Genomic DNA, 12,520 nt, shown 5'->3' with positions numbered 1-12,520 from the left:
ACGGCGTTAGGGTCGAGCGCGTGACGATCCTCGACGCCGCGCGCGACGGCATGAACCCGGACATCCGACCGCAGGACGACCTCTTCGGCCACGTCAACGGCCGCTGGCTCGACGAGACGGAGATCCCGTCCGACAAGTCGAGCTGGGGCGCCTTCATCGCCCTCGCCGACGCCGCCGAGCAGCAGGTGCGCGACATCATCACCGAGCTCGCCGACCGTCCGGCCGGCGACCTCGACGAGGACGAGCGCAAGATCGGTGACCTCTACGCGTCCTTCATGGACACCGACACCATCCAGGCCAAGGGCCTCGGCCCGGTGCAGGGCCTGCTCGACCGCGCCCACAGCGTCACCGACCTGACCGAGCTGGCAGCGTTCCTCGGCATGTTCGAGCGCATCGGCGGCCCCGGGCTGTTCGGCTCCTACATCACCCCCGACCGCGGCGACGCGTCGAAGAACATCGTCTACCTCGCGCAGGGCGGCCTCGGCCTGCCCGACGAGTCCTACTACCGCGAGGACAAGTTCGCCGAGATCCGCGAGAAGTACCTCGCCTACCTGACGACGCTGCTCACCCTCAGCGAGCACGACGACCCGGCGGGCGCGGCCGCGCGCGTGCTGGCGTACGAGTCCCGGCTGGCCGAGGGCCACTGGGAGGCCGCCGAGACCCGCGACGTCCAGAAGACGACCAACCACCGGAGCCTCGAGGAGCTGCGCGAGCTCTGCCCGGCCTTCGACTGGATCACCTACGTCACCGGCCTCGGCGGCACCGAGGAGACGCTGCGGCGCTCGATCGTCATGCAGCCCGACTTCTTCTCCCACCTGTCGACGGTGCTGGAGGAGACGCCGATCGAGACCTGGCGCGAGATCCTGCACGTCCGCGTCGTGCGGAGCTCCGCGCCCTACCTGCCCGACGCGTTCGTCGAGGCCAACTTCGACTTCTACGGCCGCACCCTCAACGGCACCCCGGAGCTGCGGGCCCGCTGGAAGCGCGGCGTCGACTTCGTCGAGGGCGCCATCGGCGAGGCCGTCGGCAAGGTCTACGTCGAGCGGCACTTCCCGCCGACGTCCAAGCAGATGATGGACGAGCTCGTCGCCAACCTCGTCACGGCCTACCGGCGCTCGATCGAGGCCCTCGACTGGATGGGCGACGACACCAAGCAGAAGGCGTACGACAAGCTCGACCGCTTCTACCCCAAGATCGGCTACCCGACGGAGTTCCGCGACTACTCCTCGCTGACCGTCTCCGCCGACGACCTGATGGGCAACGTCGCGTCGGCCTCGGCCTTCGAGACCGACCGCCAGCTCGAGAAGGTCGGCCAGCCGGTCGACCGCGACGAGTGGCTGATGCTCCCGCAGACCGTCAACGCCTACTACCACCCGGGCACCAACGAGATCTGCTTCCCGGCCGCCATCCTCCAGCCCCCGTTCTTCAGCCCCGACGCCGAGGACGCCGAGAACTACGGCGGCATCGGCGCGGTCATCGGCCACGAGCTCGGCCACGGCTTCGACGACCAGGGCGCCCAGTACGACGGCGACGGCAACCTCCAGGACTGGTGGACCGCCGACGACAAGGCCGCCTTCGAGGGCAAGTCGCAGGCGCTGATCGCGCAGTACGACGCCTTCGAGCCGCGCAACCTGCCGGGCGAGCACGTCAACGGCAGCCTCACGGTCGGCGAGAACATCGGCGACCTCGGCGGGCTGACCATCGCGCACAAGGCGTACGTCATCAGCCAGGGCGGCGAGGCCTCGATCGACGACCGACGCACGCTGTTCCTCAACTGGAGCCACGTCTGGCGCACCAAGCGCCGCAAGGAGCAGGAGCTCCAGTACCTCACCATCGACCCGCACAGCCCCGCCGAGTTCCGCGCCAACATCGTGCGCAACCTCGACGAGTTCCACGAGGTCTTCGAGACGCAGCCGGGCGACGGACTGTGGCTCGAGCCCGAGGGTCGCGTCCGGATCTGGTGACCGCGGCGGAGTCGGGCGATCGGGACCTTCGACCCCTGTCGCTCGGCCCGCCCGCTTCCTACGATGGAGCATGGTCAGGATAGAAGCCGACATCACCGGGGGGATCGTCGTCGGGCACGACGGCTCGCGGGCGGCCGGTGCCGTCGTACGTCGCGCGGGTGACCTCGCCAGGCGCCTCGGGGTGACGCTCCACGTCATCCGCGTGTGGAACCTCGCGACCGCGCCGCGACCCGACTCGATGGTGGGCGGCTACGTCCCACCGTTCGCGGAGTTCGAGCAGGCGGTCATCGCCGACCTCAAGGCCGACTGCGCCTCGGCCGGTCTGGGCGACGACGTCGAGGTCCAGCTCTACGCACTCCGGGGACAGGCCACGGAGTGCCTGATCACGGCGGCGGCCCACGCCGAGATGCTGGTCGTCGGCACCCGTGGCGCCGGCGGCTTCCGGGGCCTGCGCTTCGGCTCGACGGCCACCCAGATCGTGCGCCACTCGCCCGTCCCGGTGCTCGTGGTGCCCAACATCCCGGACTGACCGGCCACGGTGTTGCGCGGGCGCCCCGCCGGGGTTGTTGAATGGCTCGCGTGACGCTGCCCGGACACGACCAGTCGACCTACCGGCTCCGCATGGAGTGGGGGCCGACCGGTGCCGAGGCGGTGCCGGCGGACTTCGCCGTCGTGGTCGACGTCCTGTCGTTCACGACGACGCTCTGCGTCGCGCTCGAGCGCGGCATCGAGGTGTTCCCGTTCCGCTGGAAGGACTCCCGCGCGGCCGAGCACGCCATGCGCCACGGCGCGACGCTCGCGGTCGGCCGGTTCGAGGCGCTCTCTCGCGGCGACGCGCGCCACGTCTCCCTCTCGCCCGCCAGCCTCGCGGAGGTCGACGGTGTCGAGCGACTCGTGCTGCCCTCGCCCAACGGCTCGACCATCGCCTTCGCTCTCGCCGAGTCCGGCGCCCAGGTCGTCGGGGCGTGCCTGCGCAACGCCGGCGCGGTCGCCCGGTGGCTGGGGCCGCGGGTCGCCGACGGCGCCAGCGTGGTCGTCGTACCCGCGGGGGAGCGGTGGCACGACGACACCCTCCGGCCGGCCGTCGAGGACCTCTGGGGAGCCGGGGCGGTCCTCGCCGCGCTCGACGCCGAGGCCGAGGCCGGGGCCAGCCCCGAGGCGCGGATGGCGGTCGCCGCCTGGCACGCGGCGGTGCTGCCCCACGACCTGCTCCACTGTGCCGGCGGCCGCGAGCTGACCGAGGCCGGCTTCGTGGCCGACGTGGAGATCGCGGCGCAGTGCGACGTCAGCGAGGTCGTGCCGGTGCTGGTGGGGGAGTCGTTCCGCGACGCCACCTCGCTGCCGCCGGCCGGCGCCCGGCTGCGGCGCGTCGGCGACTGACCGCCGGCAAAGACTGACCGATCGGTCTGGTGGAGCGGTCCGACTGGTCCCTACTGTGATCGAGGCCACACTCGGGTGGCCCCTTCTCGACAGGACCGATCAGATGAATCGCTCGTCCCGCCTCGCCGTGCTCGGCACGGCACTCGCCGGCCTGCTCACCCCGTTGCTGCTTCAGCCGGCCCAGGCCGCCGCCCCGGCCTACGTCGCCCTCGGCGACTCCTACGCCTCGGGCACCGGCACCCGCTCCTACATCGCGGACGGCACCAGCTGCCAGCGCTCGACCTCGGCCTACCCCAGCCTGATCGCCGCGGCCCGCGGCTACGCGCTCAACTTCCGCGCCTGCTCCGGCGCGACCGTCGCCGACGTGACCAACACCCAGCTGTCCGCGCTGACCTCGGCGACCACCTACGTGTCGATCTCTGTCGGCGGCAACGACGCCGGGTTCGCCGACGTGCTGACCGAGTGCGCGCAGCCGGGCTGGATGAGCAACTGCGACGGCGCGATCAACACCGCCCAGTCCTTCATCAACGCCACCCTGCCCTCCCGGCTCGCCACGCTCTACTCCGGCATCCGCAGCCGCGCGCCGTACGCCAAGGTGGTCGTCGTCGGCTACCCGCGCATCTTCAACGGCGAGGACTGCAACGCCTTCACCTGGTTCTCCCCGGCCGAGGAGTCGCGCCTCAACCAGACCGCCGACCTGCTCAACTCGCGTCTGGCCACCGCGGCGTCGGGCGCCGGCTTCTCCTTCGCCAACCCCACCAGCCGTTTCGTCGGCCACGCCGTCTGCGACTCCGACGAGTGGATCAACGGCCTCTCCAACCCGATCAGCGAGAGCTACCACCCCAAGGCCACCGGGCACGCGGGCGGCTACACGCCGACCGTGAGCCCGCTGCTGACCGGCGCCACCGTGGCGGTCACCGCAGACGTCGTCGCCGCCTCGTCCGCGAGCGCCGGTGAGCAGGCCGCGCTCCAGCAGCAGTACGTCGACGCCGACCGCACGATCGAGCAGGAGACCTTCGTCGCCCCCGACCTCACCACCCCGGCGGCCCGCCGGGCCGCGCGCAAGACCGGCGTCGACATCGACCGCTTCATCGCCCGCAGCAACCGCTGACACGATCCGGTGACCCGTCGCTCGAGGAGCGACGGGTCACCGGATGCGGGTGGGACTACTTCACCTCCGAGCGGAGCACCGCTCGCAGCCCGAGGAGGGCCGGCAGGACCAACCACAGGGCTGCAGTGACAGCGACCTGGGCCCACTGCTCACCCTGCGGCGGGCCCTCGAAGAGGAACGACCGGGCGAGCTCGGCGTCGACCCAGGGGCGGATGTCCACGAAGTCCGGCTGGCTGGTGGCCAGGATCCCGAAGAGCGTCGGGAGGACCAGTGTCAGCACGAAGTAGGTGACCAGGGCCCCGGGCGAGCTCCGGATGACCATGCCCAGCATCGTGCCGGTCAGCAGGCACAGCAGGCTGCCGATGACGATGGTGCCGAACTGGGCGGCCGAGAGGTCCCACACCAGGTCGGTCCCGGTGATGGCGGTCCCGACCAGGTTGCCGACGACACCCACGACGAGGGCGACGAGCATCGACGCGATGCCCACGACCACGGACGCGACGGTCTTGGCCAGGAGCACCCGCCCGCGGTTCGGGACGAGGGTGAACGTGGTGAGTCCGGTGCGCTGGCTCCACTCTCCGGTGATCGCGAGGATGGCGATGATGGGGAGCACGATCGTCATCGGGAAGCCGATCGCCGCAGCGAACGTGTTGTGGGTGAGCTGGTCGTCGGGTGCGAAGAGGATCGTCCCGATCGTGGCGACGACGCCCAGGATCACCAGGCTGGCGATGAGCCAGAACCCGGAACGCGTGTCGAACATCTTGCGCAGCTCGACGCGGACGACGCGTGCCAGCGGGATGCCCGGCTGGTCCTCGTGCTGCTCGTGGACAGGGTGGTACGTCGGTGGGGCCATGGTGCTCATGCCGCTTTCCTCTCTCGGCGGTTCTTCCTGGACGGGGTGACTTCTCGTTGGGTGTCGGCGGTCAGCTCGAGGAACATGTCCTCGAGACCGCCGTCGGCGGTGCGGAGCTCGGTGAGCGCGACGCCCGCCCTGAAGGCGACGTGGCCGACGTGGGCCGGCTCCGCGGTCGTGGTGACGGTGCCCTCGTCGCTGACGTCCGTGTCGACGCCGGACGCGTGCAGGGCCCGGCGCAGGGCCGCTGTGTCGTCGGCGCGGACGACGGTCCCGAGGGACCGGACGAGGTCGGCCTTGGTGCCCTCGCACACGACCCGACCGTGCCCGATCATCACGATGTCGTCGGCGATGACCTCGACCTCGCGGAGCAGGTGCGAGGACAGCAGCACCGTCCCGCCCCGGTCGGCGAAGTCGCGGAGCAGGTCGCGCATCCAGCGGATGCCGGCGGGATCGAGCCCGTTGGCCGGTTCGTCGAGCATCAGCACACCGGGGTTGCCGATGAGTGCGGTCGCGATCCCGAGCCGCTGACGCATGCCGAGGGAGTAGTTGCCGACGCGGCGATCGGCCTCGGCGGGAGTGAGGCTGACCAGGTCGAGCATCTCCTCCACCCGCCGGGCGGGGAGGCCCAGCATCTGCTGGACGATCGTGAGGATCTCGCGGCCGGTCCGACCGGCGTGCTGGGCCGACGCGTCGAGCATCACGCCGATCTCCCGGCCCGGGTTGGACAGCTCTGCGAACGGGCGGCCGGCGACCGTCGAGGAGCCCGAGGTGGGCTTCGTCAGGCCCACGACCATGCGCATCGTGGTGGACTTGCCGGCGCCGTTGGGGCCCAGGAAGCCGGTGACCCGGCCGGGTCGGGCGACGAAGCTGACGCCGTCCACCACGGTGGTGCGGCCGTACTTCTTGGTGAGTGAGTCGATGGTGATCATGGGGTTCCTCCGTGATCTCGGGACGCTTCTTGGGGACACCTCGACGCTAGGTACGACGGCTCCGACGTGCGTCGTCGCGAGGTCGTGACGCACCTACGACGCGTGGCGCAGGCGGGGTCCTCCGGAGGTAGGAGCCCGGCGCTCACGCGTCGTCGAAGAGGCCCGTCTGGTAGGCGAGGACGATCGCCTGCGCCCGGTCGCGGAGGTCGAGCTTCTGCAGCAGCCGGGTGACGTGGGTCTTGACGGTCGTGTCGCTGATGAACAGCTCCGCGCCGATCTCGGCGTTGGAGAGACCGCGGGTGATCAGCCGGAAGACCTCCAGCTCCCGGGGGGTGAGGTCCTCGACCGCTGTGGGCGGGGACTGGCGTCGTACGGTCGCGAAGCGCCGGATCACACGGCGGGTCACGGTAGGCGACAGGAGTGCTTCACCCGCTGCGATCGTGCGCACCGCTGCGAGGAGCTGCTCGGGCGGGTCGTCCTTGAGGACGAAGCCACTCGCTCCCGCGCGAAGCGCCTCGAAGACGTAGTCGTCGAGGTCGAACGTCGTGAGGACGAGGACGCGGGCCGCGGTGTCGGTGGCCAGGATGCGCCGGGTGGCCTCGAGGCCGTCCATCTCCGGCATCCGGATGTCCATCAGGATGACGTCGGGTCGGAAGCGTGCCGCCTGCGCGACGGCGTCGCGGCCGTTGCTGGCCTCGGCCACCACCGCGATGTCAGGCTCGTCGGCGAGGAGCAGGTGGAAGCCCGCGCGCACCATGCTCTGGTCGTCGACGACGAGGACGCGGATGGTCATGTGCCACCTCCCAGGGGCAGGCGCGCCCGCACCAGGAAGCCGCCGCCCGGTGCGGGTCCGGCATCGAGGTCGCCCTCGAAGAGCTTGACCCGCTCGCGGATGCCGACCAGGCCGTGCCCGCCGCTCGCGCCCACCGTCGGGCGGGCACCGTTGCCGCCGAGGTCGTGCACCTGCAGGCTCAGCTCCGAGGGCGCGTACGCCACGACCACCTCGGCGCGTGCGGCCCCGGAGTGCCTCAGGCTGTTGGTGAGCGCCTCCTGCACGATGCGGTAGGCCGAGAGGTCCAGGCCGCGCGGGAGGGCGACGGGTGTCCCACGGACCTCGACCCTGACGTCGAGCCCCGCGGCGCGGACGTCGCGGACGAGGCGGTCGAGGTCGTCGAGACCGGGTGTCGGCGCCAGCTCCGGGGCGTCCTCGTCGTCGCGCATCGCGGCCAGCAGGCGCCTCATCTCGGTGAGCGCCGTGCGTCCTGCCTCCTCGACGTTGCGCAGGGCCTCGCGGTCCGCAGCCGCGTCCTCCGGCATCCGGTGCCTGACGGCACCGACCTGCAGCACGATCACGCTCACCGCGTGGGCCACGACGTCGTGCAGCTCCCGGGCGATCCGGCCGCGCTCCTCGGCCACCGCCACCCGGGCCGCGGCCTCCCGCTCGAGCTCGGCGATCCGTGCGCGCTCCTCCGCCGCCTCGGTCCGCTCCGTGCGCTCCCGCAGGGACCACCCGACCAGCCAGCCGAGGGCGAACATCACCGGGACCGAGATCATGTCGTCGGTCGTGGAGCTCGGCCCGTTGCGCACCACCGTCAACGAGCTCGCCAGGGCGATCACCAGACCGAGGCGGGAGAGCGACGCGTTGCGGACGGTGCCCAGCAGCACGGCGGCTCCCATCCCGGCGACGAGGATGCCGGCACCGTTGACGATCAGCTGCGGGTCCACGAACGAGAGGGCGGCGCACACCAGCCACGTCGTGGCCGGCGCGGCGAAGGGAAAGCGTCGCCGAGCCAGCAGGACCAGCACCGACGACGTGATGCCGAGCAGCTCGAGCACGAACAGCGGCCCGTCCGGGTTCTCCAGGTCGTCACGCAGCAGGGTTCCCACTGCGGTCACGACCGCGGTGGCGACGACCAGGAGGTCGAGACCATGCCTGGCGAGGAAGGCCCGCGCTCGGCTCACCTCGACACGGTACGACGACGCCGGACGCGGTTGCGTCCACACAAGGTAGGACGTGGCGTCGTCGTGAGGTGCTCGGGCAGACCGGCCGTTCCGACGACGCGCCAGGACCCCCTCGCGGCCTAGCGTCGTGGCATCGACAGGCAACGACAACAACGACCACCAGGAGCCGGAGATGGACATCGAGTTCGAGCAGGGGAGCAACATGCCGACGATCCGCCGTCGCCACAACGGCTACTGGGCGGGAGACTTCAGCCAGACCGCGCCGATGTCGTGGGAGCAGCTGCGCCGGGTGACCGAGCAGTGTCGCCCGAGGTGGCCGGGCTCGCCCTGACCACGTCGCACGCCGCACCGGGACGGTGGGCATGTCGGGGTGTGTTGGTAGACAGGACCCATGACCACCACCCCGGCCGCCCCCGTCGCCACCGACGACGTACGCCTCTCCGCCCGGGAGGCCGCGGAACGGCACCTGCGTGCGCTGGTCGGGCGCGACGACGCGCGACTTCGCGAGGACCAGTGGGCGGCCATCGAGGCGCTGGCCGTCGACCACCGGCGCGCCCTGGTCGTGCAGCGCACCGGGTGGGGCAAGTCGGCCGTCTACTTCGTGGCCACCAAGCTGCTGCGCGAGGCCGGCGCCGGCCCGACGGTGATCGTCAGCCCGCTGCTCGCGCTGATGCGCAACCAGATCGCCGCGGCCGAGCGGGCCGGCATCCGGGCGGTGACGATCAACTCCACCAACATCGACCAGTGGCAGCCGATCCACGACCAGATCCACGCCGGTGAGGTCGACGTGCTGCTGGTGAGCCCCGAGCGGCTCAACAACCCCGGCTTCCGCGACGAGGTGCTCCCGCGGCTGGCAGCGACCTGCGGCCTGCTCGTCGTCGACGAGGCCCACTGCATCTCCGACTGGGGCCACGACTTCCGTCCCGACTACCGGCGGCTCCGCACGCTGCTCGCCGAGCTGCCGTCGGGCATCCCGGTCCTCGCGACCACCGCCACCGCCAACGCCCGGGTGACCGACGACGTCGCCGAGCAGCTGGGGGTGCACGCCGACGGCACGAGCGACGCGGCCGTGCTCGTGCAGCGCGGCACCCTCGACCGCGAGTCGCTCCGGCTGGGCGTCGTCCAGATGAAGACCCCCGAGCAGCGGCTCGCCTGGCTGGCCGACCACCTCGCCGAGCAGCCAGGGTCGGGCATCGTCTACTGCCTCACCGTCGCCGCCACCCAGGAGGTCGCCGGCTACCTCCGCGACCGTGGCCTCGAGGTCGCCGCCTACTCCGGCCAGACCGAGGCCGACGAGCGGCACGCCCTGGAGCAGGCGCTCGTCGACGGCCGGGTGAAGGCGCTGATCGCCACGAGCGCCCTCGGCATGGGCTTCGACGCCAGCCTCGGTTTCGTCATCAACCTCGGGGCGCCGGCGTCGCCCGTGGCCTACTACCAGCAGGTCGGTCGTGCCGGCCGCGGCACCGACGAGGCCACGGTGGTGCTGCTGCCCCAGATCGAGGACCGCGACATCTGGGCCTACTTCGCCTCGCTCGGCTTCCCTCGCGAGGAGCAGGTGCGCGAGACCCTGGCCGCCCTCGCCGAGTCGGACCGTGCGCTGTCGACCGCGACCCTGGAGACCCGTGTCGAGCTCGGGCGCAACCGGCTCGAGTCGATGCTCAAGGTCCTCGACGTCGACGGCGCCGTGCAGCGGGTGCAGGGCGGCTGGGTCGCGACCGGGCGCCCCTGGTCCTACGACGCCGAGCGCTACGCCCGCGTCGCCGAGGCGCGCGAGCGCGAGCAGCAGGCGATGCTCGGATACCTGCGCACCACCGAGTGCCGGATGCGCTACCTCCGCGAGCAGCTCGACGACCCCGAGGCGACCGACTGCGGCCGCTGCGACAACTGCGGCGGGCTGACCATCTCGGCGTCGGTCAGCGAGGCGGCCGTCGCCGAGGCAGGTCAGCGTCTGTCCCGCCCCGGCGTGGTGCTCGAGCCGCGACGCATGTGGCCGACGGCGCTGTCCAACCTCGGTCTCGACCTCAAGGGCAAGATCTCCGCCGGCGCCGAGCCCGGCCGGACGGTCGCCCGCCTCACCGACCTCGGCCACGGCCAGGCACTGCGCGCGCTGTTCCGCGAGGACACCCCCGACGGGCCCGTGCCGCCGGGCCTCGCGCAGGCCGTCATGGACGTGATGAAGGACTGGTCGCCGGAGTGGACCTCGCGTCCCGACGTCATCGTCGTCGTCGAGTCGGCCACCCGCCCCACCCTGGTGCGCGACCTGGCCGACGGACTGTCGCGCGTGATGCAGGTCCCGGTCGTCGGCACCTGGGCGATCCGCGACGCCTCCGTCCCGCCGCGCGCCGGCCAGTCCAACTCCGCGCAGCGCGTCGCCGCCGTACGTCGTCGCGGTGGCCTCGACGCCGACGTCCCCGCCGGGGCGACCGTCCTGCTCGTCGACGACCAGGTCGCGACCGGCTGGACCCTCACCGTCGCCGCGACCGCGATCCGCGCGGCCGGCGCGTCCGCCGTGCTGCCCCTCGCCCTCGCCGCCCAGGGTTGAGCCGGCCCCCCCGCGGGGCAGCGATCACAGCCTCCGGCTGTCGCCGCCCACGTCATACGAACCCGCACCCATGGGTCCCGGTTCGTATGACGCAAGCGGCGGCGCGACCCGGCTAGCTGCCGTCCGACAGCGGTCGGCGGTGGAGGCGCGTGGTCAGCAGCCGGCGCTCGGCATCGTTCGCCGTCAGCTCGAGAGCACGCCGGTTGGCCGCCGCAGCCTCGTCGTCGCGCCCGACGGACGTGAGGAGCTCGGCGCGGGTGGCGTGGAAGAGGTGGTACTCCGCGAGCGGCTCGGCGAGCGTCTCGAGGCGGGCGAGGGCGTCGACGGGGCCGACGACCTGGGCGTGCGCGACGACGTGGTTGAGGCGTACGACCGGGGACGGGTCGTGGCGAGAGAGCTCCTCGTAGAGCAGGGAGATCTGGAGCCAGTCGGTCTCGGCCCAGCTGGCGGCGGTCGCGTGCACCGCGGCGATCGCGGCCTGGAGTTGGTAGCGCCCGGGCTGGCGGAGCGAGGCGGCGCGCTCGATGAGCCGCTCGCCCGCGGCGATGGCGTCGTGGTCCCACAGGTCCCGGTCCTGGTCGCGGAGCAGCACCAGGTCACCGTCAGCGAACCGCGCGCGGCCGCGGGCGTGCTGGATGGTGAGCAGGGCGGCGAGGCCCCACGCCTCAGCCTCGTCGGGCAGCGACGTGGCGATGACGTCGGCTAGCCAGACCGCGTCGGCGGCAAGGTCCCGGTCCTGTGCCGGACCGGTCGACGAGACGAAGCCCTCGTTGAACATGACGTAGACGACCGCCAGCACGTCGGTGAGCCGGGACGTGAGGTCCGCCTGCGGCGGGACGGTCAGGGCGATGCCCGCAGAGACGATCTTCCGCTTCGCGCGGACGATGCGCTGGGCGAGGGTCGACTCGTGGACGAGGAACGCGCGCGCGATCTGCGGGGTGGTGAGGCCGACGACCGCACGCAGGGTGAGCGCCAGCCGGGCGTCGGGAGCGAGCGCGGGGTGGCAGCAGGCGAAGAGCAGCGCGAGCCGGTCGTCGGTCCCCTCGCCGGCCTCGTCGGTGGTCGGTACGTCCGCCCGCGCGGCGAGCGCCCGCTGGCGGTCGCGGTGCCGCATGCCGTCCATCGCGTTGCGGGTCGCCGCGACCTGGAGCCAGGCGCCGGGTCGCTGCGGGGGACCGTCGCGACGCCACGACGTCAGTGCCTCGACGACCGCTCCCTGCACCGACTCCTCGGCCAGGTCGAAGTCGCCGAACCGGCGTGAGAGCCGGGCCACCAGCGGGCCGGCCTCCTCGCGCAGGGTCCGCGCGAGGAGGTCGTCCGTGGTGGTCGGCCGCCGGCTCGTCATCCCTCCATGTGGGAGTAGTCCTCGACCATCGGCCGGATCTCCACCGCCACGCCCGGCAGGTCGAGCATCGGCCAGCTCTTCACCACCGCGATCGCGGCGTCCATGTCGGCCACGTCGATGACGCTGAACCCACCGATGACCTCCTTGGCCTCGTTGAACGGGCCGTCGACGACGACCGCGCCGTCAGCGTCGTGCTTGACGGTGGTGGCGGTCTCGACGCCGAGCAGCTCGGCGCCGGAGTCGGCCATCACGCCGGCGTTCTCGCCGAACCACTCGTAGACCCGCTTGTAGATCGCATGCGCGGCCTCGGGGTCGGTCTCCCCGGCCAGGTCGGGGCGGGAGGTGTACATCAGGACGTACTTCATGGTCGTGCCTCTCTGTCTCGGCCCCGCCTCTCGGGGCTCGGTCACCACCTCGTCGCCGCCGACCCC

The 12,520-nt window shown here is 72.1% G+C and carries 12 protein-coding genes; 6 read left to right on the top strand and 6 right to left on the bottom strand.

Features of this window, described 5'->3' with window-relative positions:
• Window positions 1-20: 20 nt before the first annotated feature.
• The 4 genes from JOD65_RS02745 (at window position 21) to JOD65_RS02730 (ending at window position 4,455) form a co-directional block, all read left to right on the top strand.
• A complete protein-coding gene (locus JOD65_RS02745) occupies window positions 21-1,964 on the top strand; it encodes a M13 family metallopeptidase (RefSeq protein ID WP_307820892.1) in 1,944 nt (647 codons plus the stop codon).
• A gap of 70 nt (window positions 1,965-2,034) precedes the next feature.
• Entirely contained in the window at window positions 2,035-2,493 is a 459-nt protein-coding gene (locus tag JOD65_RS02740) for a universal stress protein (protein WP_191193861.1), read from the top strand.
• A 50-nt stretch (window positions 2,494-2,543) separates the two neighbouring features.
• On the top strand, window positions 2,544-3,344 hold the full coding sequence (locus JOD65_RS02735; RefSeq protein ID WP_307820891.1) for a 2-phosphosulfolactate phosphatase: 801 nt from the start codon (window positions 2,544-2,546) through the stop codon (window positions 3,342-3,344).
• A 103-nt stretch (window positions 3,345-3,447) separates the two neighbouring features.
• On the top strand, window positions 3,448-4,455 hold the full coding sequence (locus JOD65_RS02730) for an SGNH/GDSL hydrolase family protein (protein WP_191193863.1): 1,008 nt from the start codon (window positions 3,448-3,450) through the stop codon (window positions 4,453-4,455).
• Window positions 4,456-4,510: 55 nt separating this feature from the next.
• Here the strand turns inward: JOD65_RS02730 and JOD65_RS02725 are convergent, their stop codons facing one another.
• The 4 genes from JOD65_RS02725 to JOD65_RS02710 form a co-directional block, all read right to left on the bottom strand.
• Complete coding sequence (locus JOD65_RS02725; RefSeq protein ID WP_191193864.1) at window positions 4,511-5,317, bottom strand: ABC-2 transporter permease; 807 nt, start codon at window positions 5,315-5,317, stop codon at window positions 4,511-4,513.
• Window positions 5,314-6,240, bottom strand: coding sequence for an ABC transporter ATP-binding protein (locus JOD65_RS02720; protein ID WP_191193865.1), 927 nt, complete (start codon window positions 6,238-6,240; stop codon window positions 5,314-5,316). The genes JOD65_RS02725 and JOD65_RS02720 overlap by 4 nt, the downstream gene beginning before the upstream one ends.
• Window positions 6,241-6,382: 142 nt before the next feature.
• On the bottom strand, window positions 6,383-7,033 hold the full coding sequence (locus JOD65_RS02715) for a response regulator (protein ID WP_191193866.1): 651 nt from the start codon (window positions 7,031-7,033) through the stop codon (window positions 6,383-6,385).
• Entirely contained in the window at window positions 7,030-8,202 is a 1,173-nt protein-coding gene (locus tag JOD65_RS02710; RefSeq protein WP_191193867.1) for a sensor histidine kinase, read from the bottom strand. Before JOD65_RS02710 ends, JOD65_RS02715 begins: the two co-directional genes overlap by 4 nt.
• Window positions 8,203-8,329: 127 nt before the next feature.
• On the opposite strand from JOD65_RS02710, the gene JOD65_RS02705 reads away from it, so the two are divergent.
• Window positions 8,330-8,533 (top strand): hypothetical protein, encoded by a 204-nt coding sequence (locus JOD65_RS02705; protein WP_191193868.1) that lies wholly within the window; start codon window positions 8,330-8,332, stop codon window positions 8,531-8,533.
• Between the two features lie 60 nt (window positions 8,534-8,593).
• Entirely contained in the window at window positions 8,594-10,744 is a 2,151-nt protein-coding gene (locus JOD65_RS02700; RefSeq protein WP_191193869.1) for a RecQ family ATP-dependent DNA helicase, read from the top strand.
• A 112-nt stretch (window positions 10,745-10,856) separates the two neighbouring features.
• Here JOD65_RS02700 and JOD65_RS02695 read toward each other — a convergent pair whose 3' ends face one another.
• Together JOD65_RS02695 and JOD65_RS02690 are read right to left on the bottom strand one after the other, a co-directional pair.
• On the bottom strand, window positions 10,857-12,089 hold the full coding sequence (locus JOD65_RS02695; protein ID WP_191193870.1) for an RNA polymerase sigma factor: 1,233 nt from the start codon (window positions 12,087-12,089) through the stop codon (window positions 10,857-10,859).
• Entirely contained in the window at window positions 12,086-12,454 is a 369-nt protein-coding gene (locus JOD65_RS02690) for a YciI family protein (protein ID WP_191193871.1), read from the bottom strand. Before JOD65_RS02690 ends, JOD65_RS02695 begins: the two co-directional genes overlap by 4 nt.
• Window positions 12,455-12,520 lie beyond the last annotated feature (66 nt).

Source organism: Nocardioides cavernae, from assembly GCF_016907475.1.
Lineage (GTDB): Bacteria > Actinomycetota > Actinomycetes > Propionibacteriales > Nocardioidaceae > Nocardioides > Nocardioides cavernae.
This window is presented reverse-complemented; position numbering and strand designations above follow the sequence as displayed.

What these genes read in the sequence shown, in the direction of transcription:
- JOD65_RS02740 (WP_191193861.1), top strand. Translation starts at nt 2,035, where the DNA reads ATGGTCAGGATAGAAGCCGACATCACCGGGGGGATCGTCGTCGGGCAC.
- JOD65_RS02730 (WP_191193863.1), top strand. Translation starts at nt 3,448, where the DNA reads ATGAATCGCTCGTCCCGCCTCGCCGTGCTCGGCACGGCACTCGCCGGC.
- JOD65_RS02725 (WP_191193864.1), bottom strand. Translation starts at nt 5,317, where the DNA reads ATGAGCACCATGGCCCCACCGACGTACCACCCTGTCCACGAGCAGCAC.
- JOD65_RS02720 (WP_191193865.1), bottom strand. Translation starts at nt 6,240, where the DNA reads ATGATCACCATCGACTCACTCACCAAGAAGTACGGCCGCACCACCGTG.
- JOD65_RS02715 (WP_191193866.1), bottom strand. Translation starts at nt 7,033, where the DNA reads ATGACCATCCGCGTCCTCGTCGTCGACGACCAGAGCATGGTGCGCGCG.
- JOD65_RS02700 (WP_191193869.1), top strand. Translation starts at nt 8,594, where the DNA reads ATGACCACCACCCCGGCCGCCCCCGTCGCCACCGACGACGTACGCCTC.
- JOD65_RS02695 (WP_191193870.1), bottom strand. Translation starts at nt 12,089, where the DNA reads ATGACGAGCCGGCGGCCGACCACCACGGACGACCTCCTCGCGCGGACC.
- JOD65_RS02690 (WP_191193871.1), bottom strand. Translation starts at nt 12,454, where the DNA reads ATGAAGTACGTCCTGATGTACACCTCCCGCCCCGACCTGGCCGGGGAG.